13 protein-coding genes and 1 tRNA gene are annotated in these 17,785 nt (G+C 46.3%); 4 read left to right on the top strand and 10 right to left on the bottom strand.

What is annotated here, in order from left to right:
• Positions 1-28: 28 nt before the first annotated feature.
• The 7 genes from ICE90_RS08485 to ICE90_RS08455 form a co-directional block, all read right to left on the bottom strand.
• Positions 29-1,402: a TAXI family TRAP transporter solute-binding subunit gene (locus tag ICE90_RS08485; protein WP_216191984.1), complete on the bottom strand. Its 1,374-nt coding sequence runs from the start codon at positions 1,400-1,402 to the stop codon at positions 29-31.
• A gap of 63 nt (positions 1,403-1,465) precedes the next feature.
• Positions 1,466-3,124 (bottom strand): L-aspartate oxidase, encoded by a 1,659-nt coding sequence (gene nadB / locus ICE90_RS08480; RefSeq protein ID WP_216191982.1) that lies wholly within the window; start codon positions 3,122-3,124, stop codon positions 1,466-1,468.
• Positions 3,125-3,240: 116 nt separating this feature from the next.
• On the bottom strand, positions 3,241-3,549 hold the full coding sequence (locus ICE90_RS08475; protein ID WP_216191980.1) for a hypothetical protein: 309 nt from the start codon (positions 3,547-3,549) through the stop codon (positions 3,241-3,243).
• Positions 3,550-3,658: 109 nt separating this feature from the next.
• Entirely contained in the window at positions 3,659-6,553 is a 2,895-nt protein-coding gene (gene fdhF, locus ICE90_RS08470; protein ID WP_216191979.1) for a formate dehydrogenase subunit alpha, read from the bottom strand.
• Positions 6,554-6,594: 41 nt separating this feature from the next.
• Complete coding sequence (locus ICE90_RS08465; RefSeq protein ID WP_216191976.1) at positions 6,595-8,397, bottom strand: NAD(P)H-dependent oxidoreductase subunit E; 1,803 nt, start codon at positions 8,395-8,397, stop codon at positions 6,595-6,597.
• 204 nt (positions 8,398-8,601) lie between these two features.
• Positions 8,602-8,826 carry a hypothetical protein gene (locus ICE90_RS08460; RefSeq protein ID WP_215319989.1) on the bottom strand — a complete coding sequence of 75 codons (225 nt, stop codon included), beginning with the start codon at positions 8,824-8,826 and terminating at the stop codon, positions 8,602-8,604.
• Positions 8,827-8,836: 10 nt separating this feature from the next.
• Positions 8,837-11,257 carry a DUF748 domain-containing protein gene (locus ICE90_RS08455; protein WP_216191974.1) on the bottom strand — a complete coding sequence of 807 codons (2,421 nt, stop codon included), beginning with the start codon at positions 11,255-11,257 and terminating at the stop codon, positions 8,837-8,839.
• Between the two features lie 77 nt (positions 11,258-11,334).
• Between ICE90_RS08455 and ICE90_RS08450 the strand changes: the two genes are divergently transcribed.
• Positions 11,335-11,928 (top strand): DUF1080 domain-containing protein, encoded by a 594-nt coding sequence (locus tag ICE90_RS08450; RefSeq protein WP_216191972.1) that lies wholly within the window; start codon positions 11,335-11,337, stop codon positions 11,926-11,928.
• A 69-nt stretch (positions 11,929-11,997) separates the two neighbouring features.
• Here the strand turns inward: ICE90_RS08450 and ICE90_RS08445 are convergent, their stop codons facing one another.
• The 3 genes from ICE90_RS08445 to acs form a co-directional block, all read right to left on the bottom strand.
• A complete protein-coding gene (locus ICE90_RS08445; protein ID WP_216191969.1) occupies positions 11,998-12,300 on the bottom strand; it encodes a YciI family protein in 303 nt (100 codons plus the stop codon).
• Between the two features lie 103 nt (positions 12,301-12,403).
• Positions 12,404-12,494: transfer RNA gene (locus tag ICE90_RS08440), tRNA-Ser, on the bottom strand.
• 57 nt (positions 12,495-12,551) lie between these two features.
• Positions 12,552-14,525: an acetate--CoA ligase gene (acs, locus tag ICE90_RS08435; RefSeq protein ID WP_216191966.1), complete on the bottom strand. Its 1,974-nt coding sequence runs from the start codon at positions 14,523-14,525 to the stop codon at positions 12,552-12,554.
• Between the two features lie 187 nt (positions 14,526-14,712).
• Between acs and ICE90_RS08430 the strand changes: the two genes are divergently transcribed.
• The 3 genes from ICE90_RS08430 to ICE90_RS08420 are packed head-to-tail and all read left to right on the top strand — an operon-like array spanning position 14,713 to position 17,783.
• A complete protein-coding gene (locus tag ICE90_RS08430) occupies positions 14,713-16,236 on the top strand; it encodes a fumarate hydratase (protein ID WP_216191964.1) in 1,524 nt (507 codons plus the stop codon).
• 39 nt (positions 16,237-16,275) lie between these two features.
• Positions 16,276-17,082: a glutamate racemase gene (gene murI, locus ICE90_RS08425; RefSeq protein WP_216191962.1), complete on the top strand. Its 807-nt coding sequence runs from the start codon at positions 16,276-16,278 to the stop codon at positions 17,080-17,082.
• Positions 17,079-17,783 (top strand): energy transducer TonB, encoded by a 705-nt coding sequence (locus tag ICE90_RS08420; RefSeq protein ID WP_216191960.1) that lies wholly within the window; start codon positions 17,079-17,081, stop codon positions 17,781-17,783. Before murI ends, ICE90_RS08420 begins: the two co-directional genes overlap by 4 nt.
• The last annotated feature ends 2 nt before the right edge of the window (positions 17,784-17,785 follow it).

The following is a 17,785-nucleotide window of genomic DNA, read 5'->3' as shown; positions in this document are numbered from 1 at the left end:
CACCCTTTGGGCCTAACCTTTTCTAGCCTTACCTGCCCTTATAAATCAACTGCCTCTCGAGCGCATTACGAATAAATTCAATATTGTTTCGCAGGCTATAGCATTCAGCAGTTGCTAGCTTTGCTGCTTTTGATCGGAGTATTCTGCGCTCCATCTCATTAAGTACCTCAATATATTCACCACGACGATCTGGGTCAAAGCTTTCAATCGTAGTTTTCTCGAATTTATCGAGCTCTTTATAGATTGAGTTAATTTGCTTCTTAGCAAGATTGGTTCTGTAAGTAGGAATTGATTTAATAACGGGATAAGCAAACGCAGCAAACGGGAGCAAGAGGAAGAACATGCGCTCTAAGAACTCCGCAAGCCAGAATGGCAAATACTTCATTAAGGTAGGAGTACCCTTTTCATAGAAAAATTTAGCCTCCTCACTTAAAGGGGCCTCAGTGTTCATGTAAGCAGGGAATTCCCCGGTTTTAGCAAAATAGGATTTGTTACCGTTGATTTCTCGCGCAGCCTCTAGAAATAGGACCTGAATTGCTGGGTGCAGGCGGTTATCAATTAAGAGATTGGTCGTAGTCGAAATCAGCTCAATTGGATGATCCGGGATATTTTTCCCGAGATCAAAGCCGCCCATAGGCACTGATACCTCCTCGAAATATGGCAATAAACGGGTATAGGCGTCTGCACGCGTAAATGAAGCTAACTTAATGCCTGGATTTTTAATGAGTCTTTGCACGTTTGGTGAATCAAAACCATCTACCAAAATCACTGCATCAATTTCGCCACGCTCTAAGGCATCAACACCTTCAGGATTTCCTAGGCTGAGCAAATTAGGGGCATCGCCATTTAAGTCATTGAGTTTAAATATACCAAGCGCCTGTATACGTGTTCCGCTCCCCACTGGGCCAATATTGATTTTTAGCTTAGCTATATCTCTATCGGATATATGAATGCTTTCATTAAAAGCATTCTTTCGGTAAAACATCCACACCGGCTCATAGTCAATGCTACCGAGAGATTCAACACCAGCTAGATTGTCGACTCCAATCATTCCACCCTGCACGAAGGCTGCCTGGATTGGATCTTTTCGATCAATGAGATGTTGAAGATTTTCTTTAGAGCCGTGGGTCTCTACTAATTCAAGTTCAATACCTTTTTTCTCAAAATAGCTCCTATATTTTTCACCCAATACTTTGTAGGAGCCGCCGGTACCAGTTGCCATTAATACTTTATTGGGTGGTGCAGGCTTTGCAAACCAAACTAGAATCAATAGAGCAAGAATTAATAAGAAAACAAGTGGCCAGATCTCTCGCAAAGCGCTGAACCAATTCTTGATTTCATCTGCTGCCGTTTGATAAACCGCAGAGATATGTTCGCTGACTTCCTCTTTAAAGCTGGCCATGTCATTCCTCGTGATATTGGGCTAGCTTATCACCAAAAAACGAAGTTTTATAGCTTTGAAGGCCTAGGAGGCGGAATCCGTCTCAGCACCCTCTGCTTGAGGAGTCAGGATGGTTGGGTAAGAGACAGCCCAAGTGCCGGGGTAGTCACGGCTGTAATGGAGACCACGGCTTTCCCTACGCATGAGCGCTGAACGTACGATCAACTCTGCACATTCCAATAAGTTTCTGAGCTCAATGAGATCACGTGTGACCTTAAAGTTAGCGTAATACTCTTGCACCTCATAACGCAGCAACTTAATGCGATGTAGGGCTCGCTCAAGGCGGCGATTGGTTCTCACAATACCTACGTAATTCCACATCAAAGAGCGTAACTCATCCCAGTTATGGGCAATAACAACTTGTTCATCGGCATCTTCAACCTGGCTCTCATCCCATAAAGGAAGAGCAGGCATCACTGGGGTCTTGAGATTGGATATGTCTTCTGCTGCTGCCTTACCAATGACTACGCACTCTAATAATGAGTTGCTTGCCAAACGATTGGCGCCATGAAGACCGGTATAGGTTGCTTCGCCAACTGCGTAGAGGCCAGGCAAATCCGTGCGGCCTTTAAGGTCTGTCACAACGCCACCACAGGTGTAATGCGCAGCAGGCACCACCGGAATAGGCTCTTTTGTGATATCTAAACCAAGACTCATGCAACGCGCATAGATCATCGGGAAATGCTCTTTAATGAATGCTTCGCCCAGATGTGTGGCATCTAGATGAACATAGTCCAAGCCGTGCTTTTTCATTTCAAAGTCGATGGCTCTAGCAACAATGTCACGTGGAGCTAATTCATTGCGGTAATCATGCTCGGGCATAAAACGCGTGCCATCAGGCAACTTCAGCAAACCGCCCTCTCCTCGCATCGCTTCTGTAATCAGGAAGGTACGGTCGCTCGGGTGATACAAGCATGTTGGGTGAAATTGAATAAATTCCATATTACCCACACGGCAACCTGCACGCCAAGCCATAGCAATGCCATCGCCGGTAGCGGTATCGGGATTGCTGGTGTAGCGATAGACCTTACCAACGCCACCTGTAGCCAATACCACTGACTTGGCCTCAATCGTTTCTACACGATTATTTTTAATATCTAGTGCATACACACCATAACAACGATTCGGCTTAGTACGCTGGGTTTTAGCATCGAGTTGACGATTGGTAACGAGATCGAGTGCAATCCAATGCTCCAAGATCTGAATATTTTTATGCTCTTTGGCTTTATCCAACAGCACTTCATGAATGGCTTTACCAGTAGCATCCGCGGCATGAGCAATACGGCGATGACTATGCCCGCCTTCACGCGTTAAGTGCAAACCCATTGGACCGGATTTATCTTCTGTGAATGGAACGCCTTGATCTACCAACCAACGAATTGCATCAGCGCTTTCTTCGGCGATATAGCGTGCAGTGGATTCCACTACAAGTCCTGCACCCGCGTCCAAAGTATCGGCCACATGTGAATCAATACTGTCATGCTCTTTGTCGACAACGCCAACAATGCCGCCCTGGGCCCAAGCTGTAGCAGCTTCACCTAAGCCCCGTTTAGCCATCAAAATCACCGGCTGAGATTCAGCCATATGGAGGGCAACAGTCAATCCGGCTAATCCGGCCCCAATAATGAGGACGGGAAGTTCTGCTTTATCGCTGGTGTTTGAGGAAGGTTTTGAACTGGCCATACTTCATTCTAAAGCGCATTAGGAATCTTGTTCTCACATGACTTTAAATGAGTCCAAAGCAACCAAAAAAACTGCGAAGATATCAAGCAAAACAAGGTGCACATATGCCTAAGACGCTACCAAAACTCTTTACCTATGGGCTTAATCTCCAGCCATGCCTCATCCTCTTTAGAGCGCTTTTCCCCTGGATTCCAATTAGCCAGCAATTCTTCTAACTTATATTGAGGCTGCTTTGCTGGCCATGGCTCTGAAAGTGATTCCAATGAGTCAGCAATGAAGGATGTAGGTAAGTCGGGATTATCAATCGCTCCCCGCCCTAACTTTACCCAAAATTCAATTTGAGCCGCAATAGTTCGGTGTTCTTTTCTAGCCTCAACCTTTGCCGCCTCATATAAATCATCATTAATTTTGACTGATCTGCTCATGATTTCCCCCGTAAAGCCTTTTTACTACAAAAGCAGTACTGCTGAAAACAAGGTCTTTCAACAAAAAAGCTCCCATCTGGGAGCCATTTTGTGAATTGCCAAATCCTAATTAAACGTTAGACATTACCTTAGATCCACCTGGGGCATTCGTGCCATAGCCCATGATCTTGGATGCTTCACCGCCCTTAGCAAGCTTCACAGCGCAATACTTAAACTCTGGAATCTTGCCAAATGGATCTAGTGCTGAATTGGTAATCAAGTTAGCAGCAGCCTCATAGTAGGCAAACGGAATAAAGATTACGCCTCTCGGTGTGCCATCATCTCTTCTCACGTGGATACCGACTTCACCACGACGAGACTGAACGGTAATCACATCGCCAGCAGAAACACCTAGCTGGGTCATATCTTCACCATTCATTGATACGGTTGCCATTGGCTCAATCGCATCCAGCACTGTGGCACGACGCGTCATACTGCCAGTGTGCCAATGCTCTAACTGACGACCAGTGATCAAGACAAATGGATATTCAGTATCAGGACGTTCATTCGCAGGAATGATATCGGCCGGCACTAACTTCACTCGTCCATCTTTGGTGTCAAACTTGTCATTAAAGACAATTGGGCGACCCGGATCTTCAGTAGATAAGCATGGATAGGTAACGCTAGATTCTTTTTCTAGGCGCTCCCAAGTAATGCCGTTGATGGCACCATGCATTGCTTGACGCATCTCGTCATAAACCTCAGCAACACCAGCATCAGGGCCTTGGTAGTTCCAGTTCAAGCCCATGCGTTTGGCGATCTCTTGAATAATCCACAAATCCGGTTTCGCATCACCAGGAGGGTTAATGGCTTTCTTGCCCATCTGAACCATGCGGTCAGTATTGCTAGCCGTACCAACCTTTTCAGGCCAAGCACTTGCAGGCAAGACTACGTCAGCAAGCAATGCTGTCTCAGTCATGAAGATATCTTGTACAACTAAGTGCTCAAGAGCCGCTAATGCATGACGCGCATGATTTAAATCCGGATCACTCATCGCCGGGTTTTCACCTTCGACAAACATGCCCCGAATCTTGTCCGGATCGGAATCGGGGGCAGTGATCTTATGCATGATCTCTACCACGGTATATCCAGGTTTTTTATCTAATGGCGTATCCCAGAATTTCTCAAACCATGCATGCGCTTCTGGATTATCGACGCGTTGATAGTTCGGGAACATCATTGGAATCAAGCCAGCATCACTAGCACCTTGCACGTTGTTCTGACCACGCAATGGATGCAAACCAGACCCTGGCTTACCAATTTGACCTGTGATACTCACTAAAGCGATTAAGCAGCGTGCATTGTCTGTGCCGTGCACGTGTTGACTTACGCCCATGCCCCATAAAATCATTGCGGACTTGGTCGTAGCAAACTCTCTGGCGACTTCACGCAATGTTTCTGCCGGAATACCGCAGATTGGCGCCATCGCTTCAGGACTATAACCTTTGATGTTTTCTTTCAGAGCCTCGAAGTTATTAGAGCGGTCTTTAATAAATTCTTTGTCGACCAAACCTTCCTCAATAATTGTGAAGATCATGGCATTGAGCATGGCCACATCGGTATCCGGCTTGAACTGCATTGTGCGCCAAGCATGCTTACTAATCTCGGTCTTACGAGGATCACACAGAACAATTTTTGCACCACGTTTCGCGGCGTTCTTGAACCAGGTAGCAGCAACAGGATGATTAGCGGTTGGATTGGATCCAATCAAGAAAATCATACTCGAGTGCTCAACATCATTCACTTGGTTACTTACTGCACCAGAACCAACACCCTCAAGAAGGGCTGCTACCGATGAAGCATGACAAAGGCGTGTGCAATGATCTACGTTATTGCTGCCAAAACCAGTACGCACCAGTTTTTGGAATAAATAGGCCTCTTCGTTGCTGCCTTTTGCAGAGCCAAAGCCTGCCAATACTTTATTGCCATATTGATCTTTGAGTTTCTTCAGACCGCCGCCGGCAACTTCTAAGGCCTCTTCCCAAGTCGCTTCACGGAAGATGTTAGACCAGTCTTGCTTGCCTTCAAGCATAGACTCATCTTTAGCAACACCCGCTTTACGAATTAATGGTTTAGTAAGGCGTTGTGGGTTATGGATGTAGTCCATACCAAAACGACCCTTAACGCAGAGACGATTGTGATTAGCCGGGCCATCACGACCTTCAACGCTGACGATCTTTTCATCCTTAACGTTATAAGTGATTTGACAACCGACGCCACAGAACGGGCAAACAGAATCGACTTTGCGATCCACTGTCTGTGAACCAATCAAACCTTTAGGCATCAATGCACCAGTTGGGCAAGCCTGTACACATTCGCCACAGGCAACGCAAGTACTGTCACCCATTGGATCATTTAAATCGAATACGATCTCACTATGACCGCCACGCATGGCGTAACCGATCACATCATTAACTTGCTCTTCACGACAAGCACGTACACAGCGATTACATTGAATGCATGCATCCAAATTCACAGCCATCGCTGGATGGGAAATATCACTACTAACTTTTTCGCGACGTAATGCTTTGAGTTCCGGACGAACAGTCACATCCATGCGGGCAGCCCAAGTACTCAGCTCACCATGCTGGTTCTGTTGCTCTTCTTCTTTGCTATCGCCAACCCACTTAAAGCCTTCATCAGGCATATCGGAGAGCAACATCTCAAGAACCAGCTTCTGGCTCTTAACAGCACGCTCGCTATTAGCCTTCACTTCCATTCCTGGAGTAGCACTTCTACAGCAGCTTGGCGCTAATGTACGCTCGCCATTAATTTCCACTACGCATGCACGGCAGTTACCGTCAGGACGGTAACCATCTTTAAAGCATAGATGTGGAATATCAATACCGTGTCGTTTGGCAGCCTTGAGAATCGTTTCGCCTTCATACGAAACTATCGTCTTGCCGTCTAGCTTGAACTCTACGGTTTGTAATTCGAGTTCTTTTGGATTTGTGGGTGCGTTCATGTTTGTCTCGTTACTCCCTGAATATTATTTAAGTGACTTCCTTATGCAACTTCTTCAGGGAAATATTTATGAATACAACGAATAGGGTTTGGTGCCGCTTGGCCAAGACCACAAATAGAAGCATCAACCATCACGGTGGCTAAGTCCTCTAAGGTTTCTTGATCCCATGACTTGGCTTGCATCAACTTGGCTGCTTTACCTGTGCCAACACGGCAAGGTGTACATTGACCGCAGCTCTCATGTTCAAAGAAATGCATCACGTTCAATGCCATATCGCGCGCTTTGTCTTTGTCGCTAAACACCATGACTGCAGCAGAACCAATAAAGCATCCATAAGGTTGCAAAGTATCAAAGTCGAGCGGGATGTCATTCATGGTCGCCGGCAAAATACCGCCCGATGCGCCACCAGGCAAATAGCCGTAGAACTTGTGGCCATCTTGCATGCCACCACAGTACTCATCAATCAATTCTTGAATCGTGATGCCTGCTGGGGCTAACTTCACACCAGGTTTGTTCACGCGCCCGCTCACGCTAAAGCTACGCAAGCCTTTGCGATCATGGCGACCGAATGAACTAAACCACTCAGGCCCACGCTGAACGATATCGCGCACCCAGTACAGCGTCTCAAAGTTGTGCTCGAGCGTTGGTCGTCCAAACAAACCGACTTGTGCAATATATGGAGGGCGCATCCGTGGCTCACCACGTTTACCTTCAATACTCTCAATCATGGCGGATTCTTCACCGCAGATGTAGGCACCAGCACCACGACGCAATTCAATATTCGGTAATTTAAATGGCGGATTAGCTTTGAGTTTTGCTAATTCAGCTTCAAGCAACTCACGGCAGCCGTGGTACTCATCACGCAAATAGATATAACAAGCTTCAATTCCAACCACGCTGGCTGCAATTAACAGACCTTCCAGGAAGCGATGTGGGTCGCGCTCTAAATAAGTGCGATCTTTAAATGTTCCTGGCTCACCTTCGTCGATGTTCACTGCCATCAATTTAGGTGCTACTTGATCTTTAACAATGCGCCATTTGCGACCCGCCGGGAATCCTGCACCACCTAAGCCACGTAAGCCAGAGCTTTCCATTGCCTTGATGATGCTTTCAGCGTCTTTCTTGCCTTCGAAAATTTCTTTAGCTAAAGCGTAACCGCCTTGAGCACGATAAGACTCGTAACCAACATAGTCAGGAGAAACAGCCTGCATCTCACCCTGAGGAGAAACGCCCTGCTCCGCCAAAGCAGCAGGATCAAAGACGGCATCGTCTTTAGCCATTGGCTGAGTGGTCAGCTTGTTATTAACAGCAGCCTGTACTTTGTCTGTCGTTGCAAACAGAACTGGATATTGATGAACTACTGCTACTGGGGCTTGCTCGCAACGTCCCACGCAAGGAGCTGCGGCGACTTTGATATTTGGATTACCTAAGATACTTGGCAACTTGGCCAATAGATTTTGTGCCCCCGCCAATTCACAGGCAATACCATCACAAACGCGAATAAGGATGTCTGCTACCGGATCGTTTCCACGCACTACTTCAAAGTGATGATAGAAAGTAGCTACTTCATATACTTCTGCCATCGGCAGATTCATTTCCTTAGCAAGCGCGACTAAATGACGATCATGCAAAGCGCGATACTCATCATTAAGCTTGTGAAGATTTTCAATTAATAGATCACGACGATGTGGCGCATTACCAATGAGCTGGCGAACTTCAGCAACGGAAACATCGTCTGCTTGACGTCCTTTCAATTTGCTCTTTCGGCGAATGGTTTCCCTCAAATCATCTGCGGTTGCAACGGCAACTGCTTTGACTTCTCCAGAAGGCTTTGGATGATTCATAGTTCGTAGTCTCTAATTTTCTATTTATTGCTATTTTGTGCTCAGCACCAATGCAGAGCGTTGTCACACTTTGCCCATCAAAAAAACCTTGCCAATCCAAATACTTGGCTAGTTATGATTACGCAAAATAACGCATTATTTTGGGTTATTTATACCCCTAAGTCCTTGACGGCGCTCAAGGACTTATATAAAGGGTTTACCCTACTAAAGGAGGGATGGTGAAGGCTGGTCACCAGGAGGCAGGGAGTAGTCCAACTTACGCTCATAGAGCCTATCCTTGTAGCAATCTTGGTAACCCTTACTACCAATTTGCCAGCCAATCGAAGTACAGTCGTCCTGGGCTGCTGATTCAATGGAGCCGCAACCCACTAGGCCAAGGCTAGCAATCAATGAGGCGACAGAAATAATGCGCAATTTTGTTGAATTCATGGCCTCAAGTCTACTTGATTCTGATCTCAACATCGAGAGGTATACCCTCTTTTCCTACCTCTACAGTCTTCACATCTCCCAGCTGAACACGGTCCTTTAGGCTTGGATCAGCCTTAACCATGAAGCCGTAGGCCGTCTTCGCCCTACTTTTTGCCAATTCCTGAAGCTCGACATCAGTGATCTCTATCCCAGAAATCAACTCCTCATGCAGTTGCTCAGTGCGCTTCTCGCCATCTGGAAGAGTCAAAAGACGTTGACCAAGCTTGATGCGCCCTATGTATTGGGCATATGCCGCCTTCAGGCCTGACTGTACTTTCGGGTCTGTAAATGATGGAGTGGGCACTGGTTCGCCAGGTGCCAACTTAAATCCGGCATCTTGCAAAATGGCGCTATCTGCCTTAGCTCTTGCAAGCTCTTTCTTATCCAGCACAGGATCATAAGTACCAATGATCTCTAAGCTCGAGTTCGGGCGCTTCACCAAATACTCGCCAAATTTTTCCAGGCGATCTTGATCAGCAACCAGGAAGACTGCTTCTCCAGGCACAGCATTAACACCCTCTTCGCCACCCATTCCTAAAATAGATGCAAGAGCTCTAAATGGTGCTGTTGCTACGTTTGTTAGAACATTACTAATGGCCTGCCAAACCAAACCACTGGCACTAAATTCTGGGGAGTCGACATTGCCTGCGATGCGAACCGTTACGTCAATCGTGTCATCAGAGTCTTCTAATAAAGCAATTGCTAAGCCTAGCGGTAATTTTTTGCCAGTAAAGTCCGGCACCTCATCACCCAGCACCACCTTCTTAATGATGATCTGGTTGCTTCCATTAAGTTCGCCATCTTTGGCTTTGTAATTGAGATTGAGGTTGAGTCGGCCGCTAGCAATTTGATAGCCTGCGAATGTCATCACTGCTGGATTGAAGGCGGTCAGCGGAAGGTTTCTAAAACTCATCAAGATGTCATGATTGCGTCGTGGATCATCAAATGATGCTTGACCCTTTACTCGCAAACCTCCCGAGCCAGCAACAATACCATCCATCGCCACAGTGGCAAATCGACCAGGAGTATTGCTAACCCCCAAAAGAGTGGCATTGAACCTCTTCACATCCACCTTGAAATTAGGACGCATCGCCATATCTGAAAAGTACACTTCGCCATTCTTCAGAAGAGTGGATCGAATATCTAAATTGAATGTGGAGAGAGTGCTTACCTTAGACCCAGCTACAGGCTCGGACTTTAATTCTATTATTGGCTTAGCAAATAACCTTCTAAAGTTTGAGAAGCCTTCTTCATTAATTTCAAATTGCAGGGTTGGCGCATCAATGGCCAACTCATCTATCGCGAGACTATTTTTGAAACCTTGTTTTGACTTAACGGATTGATATTCAAATTGATGAATATCTGCCATCTTCCAAACAATCAGAGGATTTTTTTGACCCTTCTCCAGTATTGCTAAGTCTGAAATATGAATATCGCCCGCAACTGAATCAGTCTCACCGCCTATTTTCACAGTTAGATCGGCGTTCATCAAGCCACTGGTACCGATGAGCTCTTTATTAGCCGGCAATAGAGCGACGATTGGCGAGGTTGCAAGACTGTGAATTTCTAACTTGCCATTAACTGACTTCGAGCCGGTATTGAAATCCCAGTGTGATCGTATCTCACCCTCATCCAACCTCAAGTTGAGCTGCGCGCCTAAGTTACCTGGCTGAGGATTATCCAATCCACCTGTAATAGCAACATGGCGATACGCAATAGTTTTATTGATTCCAGGTATGAAGAACTGCAAGGCACCAAGATTAAAGTCGTATTGACCACGGACCCCGGTTACCAAACCATTCTTATCGTAATTGGCTACATCAAGCAACCTCATCGTAAACGGGTTGAGTGATTCTTTTAATTTGCTCGAATCATCCACCAAACTTAAAGAAGCTGAACTGACGATAATTTCATCGATCGATATTTTGAGAGGCTTCTTGAATTCTTTGGGATCTGAAGGGGGTATCGCCTTTTCAACGGCGGCAATCAATTCCTGCCAATTCCAGGACCCTGCGTGCATGCCCTTAGGTAGATTCTTCTCGACCAACACCTTAGGTTCTTCCAGCAAAACCTCATCAAAGCCCAGCTCTCCTATAACCAACTTTGTCCACTTGAGGGTAATTGCCAGCTTTTTAAATTCCAGTAATTTAGAACCACCCTCTTTTGCCAAGTGAAGGCCATCAAGCTCCACCCTTAGCCGCAATGGAGAAAGACTGAGGTGTTGATAGGAGATCTCATAGCCAATCTTCTTGCCATATTCAGTTAGGGACTTTTTAATCAACCCAGGCAGCAACAAATGGCTTCCCAACCAAAATAAGGCCGCCATCAGAATAAAAAGTCCCGCCAAACGCAAAGACCATCGCTTTATTTGGGAGTTTGTGAGGGAAAGCATCTACTTGTCTTTATAGGGCGATATCAGCAACAATGAAAATGAACGCAGAATAATAAATATACCCCCTCAGGAGACCCATGAAAATATTCATCAAAAAACTGGCCTTATCTATTGCATGCCTTGCCGCCCTATCGATCGGTAGTGTTGCTAACGCCCAAAGTTCAGACGGGTTTACTGATCTGATTGACGGCGTGAGCTTGAGTGGATGGAACATTATTGGAAGCGCCAACTGGGTCATTGGTAACGGTATTGTCGAAGGCAATAAACCCAATGGTTTTTTAGTTAGCGCTAAGACTTACAAAAACTTTATCATCAAAGCAGAGTTTTATGCCGAGCCTAGTACGAATAGCGGTATTTTCATTCGCTGCCAAGACCCTAACAAGGTGAGTCAATCCACTTGTTATGAAATTAATATTTGGGATACCCGTCCTGAACAAGCGTATGCAACCGGCGCTATTGTGGATGTTGCCAAAGTTGACCCAGTACCTAAGGCTGGTGGACGCTGGAACACCATGGAGATTATTGCAAATGGCTCCAACTTTAAGGTCATGATGAATGGTGTAGTCACAGTGGCGAATGGCCAAGATAGCAAATATTCTGAAGGCCCTATTGCCCTGCAATCTGCTGGTGGCGTCATTAAATTTAAGAAGTTGCAAATAAAGCCTCTATAAGCTTTGACGCCCAAATAAATCAAAAGCCGCTGACAAGCGGCTTTTTTAATTCTCTCGAGATCAAGCGTCTTACGCTGGCGGAAAGCCTGCTTTTTGCTCCCACATATTATTAAATACATTAATGATGGGCTTTTCATAAACACCTGCCTTGGTATAGGGCTCATCCTTTAACCAAGCTTCCACATCTGCCCTGCTAGGAAAGTCGATTGCGAGCAAGCTACCAACTGTAGTCTTACCGTCATCAGAAGTCATCGGTCCAGCAAAAGCCATGCGGTCAGAAAGTTGCGCCAAGTAAGCGCGATGCTCTGGTCGAATTTGTACACGCAAGTCAGCAGTACCAGGCTTATCCATCAACAAAATTGCAAAGATCATGTTTTCTCCATCATTTAATTGGTTTTATTTTTAAATCTTAATTAGCAAGATATTACGGTAAGTTCCAAAGAAAAAACCACCCGAAGGTGGTTTTCTTGATACTTGGCGGAAGAGGCGGGATTCGAACCCGCGGTAGGCTATTAACCTACGCACGCTTTCCAGGCGTGTGACTTAAACCGCTCATCCACCCTTCCGGAACCGATGATTATACGATTGCCGAAAGGATTTGGTCTAAATCCTGATTTGGCTGCTTAGAGAGACTCTTTGAGCTGATCCAAGATGTGTGGATTTTCCAGGGTGGAGGTGTCTTGAGTCACCTCTTCGCCTTTAGCAATCACGCGTAAGAGACGGCGCATGATCTTGCCAGAACGGGTCTTAGGCAAGTTATCACCGAAACGAACGTCCTTAGGCTTAGCAATCGGGCCAATCTCTTTACCTACCCAGTTACGCAGCTCAGTTGCAAGCTTCTTGGCTTCATCACCAGTTGGGCGACCACCCTTCAGAACGACGAAGACGCAAATGGCTTCACCAGTCAGCTCGTCAGGACGACCCACAACTGCTGCTTCAGCAACCAATGGGTTAGCCACTAAGCAAGATTCAATCTCCATGGTTCCCATGCGGTGACCAGAAACGTTCAACACGTCATCGATACGACCAGTAATGGTGAAGTAGCCAGTATCTTTGTTACGGATTGCACCGTCACCAGCAAGATACAAAGTACCGCCCAACTCTTCTGGGAAATAAGATTTCACGAAACGATCTGCATCATTCCAAATCGTACGAATCATGGAAGGCCATGGACGTTTCACAACCAAGATACCGCCTTGACCGTTAGGAACGTCTACACCAGCCTCATCCACAATCGCCGCCTGAATACCTGGCAATGGCAATGTGCATGAACCCGGAATCATTGGGGTTGCGCCTGGCAATGGTGAAATCATGTGACCGCCAGTTTCTGTTTGCCAGAACGTATCGGCAATCGGGCACTTTGAGTTACCAACATGCTCGTAGTACCACATCCATGCTTCTGGATTGATTGGCTCACCTACAGAACCTAGGAGGCGCAGTGATGACAAATCGTAGCTCTTTGGATGCACTGCTTCATCGTTGCTCGACGCTTTAATCAATGAACGAATGGCAGTTGGTGCTGTGTAGAAAATGGATGCTTTGTGTTTTTGGATCATGTCCCAGAAACGGCCAGCATTTGGATAAGTTGGTACACCTTCAAATACGATCTCAGTAGCGCCAACTGCGAGTGGGCCATAAGTAATATAAGAGTGACCCGTCACCCAACCAATGTCGGCAGTACACCAGAACACATCGTTTGGCTTGATATCAAAGGTCCACTTCATTGTGAGAATGGCCCACAAGAGGTAGCCGCCTGTTGAATGTTGTACACCCTTTGGCTTACCGGTTGAACCGGATGTGTAAAGAATGAACAACGGATGTTCAGCGCTTACCCACTCTGGCTCGCAAGTAGTAGCTTCGTTTGCTACGATTTCTTGCATCCACACGTCACGCCCTGCTTGCATGGTGACATCAGTACCAGTGCGTTTACTAACTATTACATGCTTAACCTTAGGGCACTCGCCAGTTGAAAGAGCTTCGTCACAGATTGCTTTGAGTGGCAATGCTTTGCCACCGCGGAACTGGCCATCAGCAGTAATCACTGCAACGGCACCCACGTCCATAATGCGGTCACGCAATGCTTGGGCAGAGAAACCACCAAACACTACAGAGTGAATTGCGCCGATACGCGCACACGCCTGCATAGCAACAATACCTTCGATGGTCATTGCCATATAAATGATGACACTGTCACCGGACTTAACGCCCATCTTGCGCAGTGCATTTGCCATTTTGCAAACGCGCTCAAGCATCTCTTTGTAAGTTACTTTAGTAACACTACCGTCATCTGCTTCAAAAATGATGGCAGTCTTATCACCTAGGCCGGCTTCAACTTGACGATCTAAACAATTGTATGAAGCATTGGTAGTTCCATCTTCAAACCATTTGTAGAAAGGCGCCTTGGATTCATCTAAAACCTTTGTAAATGGCTTTTTCCAATAGAGGTTCTCTTTAGCAAGGCGACCCCAGAAACCGTCGTAATCTGAATTGGCTTCAGCACAGAGCTTGTTATAAGCCTCCATACCTGGAATTGCCGCACTCTTTACAAAGTCTGCAGGTGGGTTAAAAACGCGGTTTTCTTGCTTTAATGGTTCCATGCTTCACAGCCCTCTATCTAATAATCAATAATCTAAAATCAACAACAAATGCGAGAAAATGTCGCAAAATGGCATATTTAGAGTCTCAAGACCTTAGAAGATAAGTGAAAACACTTGGGATTTGCTCTATGGCAAACCCTTAAAATAGGGCAAACCTTACTAATAATGTGGAAATAAGCAGATAACCATGACCAATATCAAACAAAACGACCTGATTCAAAGCGTTGCGGACGCATTTCAATTCATTTCCTACTACCATCCCAAGGACTTTATTACCGCCATGGGCAAGGCTTATGAATTGGAACAGGGTCACGGTGCCAAAGATGCGATTGCTCAAATTTTGACTAATAGCCGCATGTGCGCCGAAGGTCATCGACCCATGTGCCAAGACACTGGTATTGCCGTAGTCTTCCTCAAGATTGGCATGAATGTTCAATGGCCTGATGCAACGATGAGCGTCACCGATATGGTGAATGAGGGTGTGCGTCGCGCTTACCTTAATCCCGACAATATGTTGCGCGCATCCGTTCTAACGGATCCAGCAGGCAAACGCAAAAATACTGGCGATAACACTCCTGCCGTGATCCATTACGAAATCGTCCCGGGCGATGATGTTGAAGTCATTTGCGCGGCTAAGGGTGGTGGCTCAGAAAATAAAGCCAAGATGGTCATGCTAAATCCTTCAGATTCAATCGTGGATTGGGTTCTGAAGACCGTGCCTACCATGGGCGCAGGCTGGTGCCCTCCTGGCATCCTCGGCATTGGTATTGGCGGCACACCAGAAAAAGCCATGCTCATGGCCAAAGAAGCCTTGATGGGTCCTGTTGATATTCAAGAGCTCATTGAGCGTGGACCTCAAAATCGCGTTGATGAACTACGACTTGAGCTCTATGAAAAAGTAAACAAACTTGGCATCGGTGCTCAAGGCCTTGGTGGTTTAGCCACTGTGCTCGATATCAAGATCTTGGATTACCCAACGCATGCTGCTTCATTGCCAGTAGCCATGATTCCGAATTGCGCGGCGACTCGTCATATTCATTTCCATTTACATGGCGATGGCCCTGCAAAACTCGAAGCACCTTCACTCTCAGATTGGCCAGATGTCACCTGGACACCAGATGTTCAAAAATCCAAGCGCGTGAATTTAGACACCCTCACTGCTGAAGAAGTGGCTGGTTGGAAACTAGGCGAAACACTATTACTGAACGGCAAGATTTTGACTGGTCGTGACGCCGCTCATAAGCGCATTCAAGACATGCTCGCTAAAGGTGAAGAATTGCCAGTGAGCTTTAAAAACCGCGTAATCTATTACGTTGGCCCAGTGGATCCAGTACGTGAGGAGGCAGTTGGCCCAGCAGGCCCCACTACCGCAACTCGTATGGATAAATTTACTGAGATGATGCTTGCCAAAACTGGCTTGATCTCCATGATTGGTAAAGCTGAGCGTGGACCTGAAGCGATTGAGGCTATCAAGAAACATAAGTCAGCCTATTTAATGGCTGTTGGTGGCGCTGCCTACTTAGTGTCCAAGGCCATTCAAACTTCTAAAGTAGTTGGCTTTGCTGATTTGGGTATGGAAGCGATTTACGAGTTCGATGTCAAAGACATGCCAGTAACCGTTGCGGTGAATTCAGAGGGCATCTCTATGCACAACGAAGGTCCACGCGAATGGCAAGCGAAGATTGCTGGCATTCCAGTCAAGATTGCTTAACACCCTAACAACTTCATTACAGAGTAAGCACGGTCAACTTTGGCACTCATAGGGGTATTTGATTCTGGCGTTGGAGGCTTATCCGTATTGGATGAGGCTCTGCGTCAGCTGCCCCAGCATGACTATATTTATCTTGCTGACTCAGCCAACGCGCCTTACGGCGAAAAATCGAGCGACTGGATTGCCAAACGCAGCCTCACCCTTTGCGGCTATCTAGCCAGTAAAGCATGCGACGCTATCGTAGTTGCTTGCAATACTGCAACTGCTGAAGCGATAAAGCAAATTCGGGAAACGCTTTCTATTCCTATTATTGGTGTTGAGCCAGGCATTAAGCCAGCAGCCATGCAATCGCAAAACAATATTGTGGGTGTCCTCGCTACTGAGGCGACTCTTAGGAGCGATAAGTTCAATGCATTATTAAATACCCTTCCAAATGATTGTCAGTTCATTAGACAAGCTGGCGCAGGACTGGTTCCTTTAATCGAGTCTGGCAATGCGGATAGCGAAGAAACCTTAGAGTTGTTGGCTAAACATCTTGAGCCCATTCAAGATGCAGGTGCAGATACCTTGGTGCTAGGCTGCACGCACTACCCTTTTTTAAGAAAAGCGATTCGTAAGCTCCTTGGTGAATCCATTACGCTGATTGACACCAGTGATGCTGTAGTTAGACAACTCAAAAGGCAGCTTGAGAATCTGCAAGAGGTGATTCCTACCGTGCAGCATGGAGCGGTACTATTCCTGAGCAGTAAAAATGAAGAATCGCTATTAATGATGGCGCAAGATTTAATGTCTGCTGACTTAACTTCTCATGCAGTTGAAGCACGCATCTTGGGTGAAATGAAATGAGCACCTTTCTCAATAAATTAGATGTCTTTCTACCGTTCAATAAAACAGAACGCATCATTATTGGCATTGTAGTTTTATTACACGCCCTGCCTGCACTTGAGTTTTTGCACTTTAGTCAGCGCCCGCCGCAAATGGATGATGAGCGCGTCATGGCAAATTTGGTGAGCCCGGAGGCATCCACAGCCCAACAGCCACCAGCCGCTGCTCCGCCAAAGACTAAAGAGCAGAAAAAAGTAGTTAAAGAAAAACCAAAAGAGAAGTCTTCGGATAAACCCAGTCCGACTCAAGCACAGCAGACGCCACAGCAAAACCAAGCACAGAATAAGTCTGAGTCTCAGTCGCCATCTCAATCGCAGACCCAAAACGCTGCTGTTGCCCCTGCGACCAGTGGGGGTGCTAGCGGCACGCCGATTCAGACCGACATTGGTAAACTAGTTGTGGTTTATCAGCCTGATGCTGACGCTTACTATCCTTCGTTCTCTAAACGCTCTGGCGAACAAGGTGCAGTTGTAGTGCGGTTGATCATCGATGAAACTGGTAACGTAGAAGATGTGGCATTGCTGCAATCAAGCACTTTTCCTAGGCTTGATCGCGCTGCAACTGATATTGGCAAACGTTATCGCTTTAAACCTTTTTTAGTAAATGGTTCGCCCCAAAGAATTTCCACTAATCTTTTAATCAAATTTAATCTCAAGAATTAATC

The sequence above is a fragment of the Polynucleobacter sp. AP-RePozz3-80-G7 genome (assembly GCF_018882145.1).
Taxonomy (GTDB): Bacteria; Pseudomonadota; Gammaproteobacteria; order Burkholderiales; family Burkholderiaceae; genus Polynucleobacter.
This window is presented reverse-complemented; position numbering and strand designations above follow the sequence as displayed.

Excerpts from the sequence above, each read along its gene's own strand:
- acs (WP_216191966.1), bottom strand. The coding sequence starts at position 14,525 with ATGGAACCATTAAAGCAAGAAAACCGCGTTTTTAACCCACCTGCAGAC.
- ICE90_RS08455 (WP_216191974.1), bottom strand. The coding sequence starts at position 11,257 with ATGCTTTCCCTCACAAACTCCCAAATAAAGCGATGGTCTTTGCGTTTG.
- ICE90_RS08485 (WP_216191984.1), bottom strand. The coding sequence starts at position 1,402 with ATGGCCAGCTTTAAAGAGGAAGTCAGCGAACATATCTCTGCGGTTTAT.
- ICE90_RS08445 (WP_216191969.1), bottom strand. The coding sequence starts at position 12,300 with ATGATCTTTGCAATTTTGTTGATGGATAAGCCTGGTACTGCTGACTTG.
- ICE90_RS08430 (WP_216191964.1), top strand. The coding sequence starts at position 14,713 with ATGACCAATATCAAACAAAACGACCTGATTCAAAGCGTTGCGGACGCA.
- ICE90_RS08420 (WP_216191960.1), top strand. The coding sequence starts at position 17,079 with ATGAGCACCTTTCTCAATAAATTAGATGTCTTTCTACCGTTCAATAAA.
- ICE90_RS08460 (WP_215319989.1), bottom strand. The coding sequence starts at position 8,826 with ATGAATTCAACAAAATTGCGCATTATTTCTGTCGCCTCATTGATTGCT.
- ICE90_RS08475 (WP_216191980.1), bottom strand. The coding sequence starts at position 3,549 with ATGAGCAGATCAGTCAAAATTAATGATGATTTATATGAGGCGGCAAAG.
- fdhF (WP_216191979.1), bottom strand. The coding sequence starts at position 6,553 with ATGAACGCACCCACAAATCCAAAAGAACTCGAATTACAAACCGTAGAG.
- nadB (WP_216191982.1), bottom strand. The coding sequence starts at position 3,124 with ATGGCCAGTTCAAAACCTTCCTCAAACACCAGCGATAAAGCAGAACTT.
- ICE90_RS08465 (WP_216191976.1), bottom strand. The coding sequence starts at position 8,397 with ATGAATCATCCAAAGCCTTCTGGAGAAGTCAAAGCAGTTGCCGTTGCA.
- ICE90_RS08450 (WP_216191972.1), top strand. The coding sequence starts at position 11,335 with ATGAAAATATTCATCAAAAAACTGGCCTTATCTATTGCATGCCTTGCC.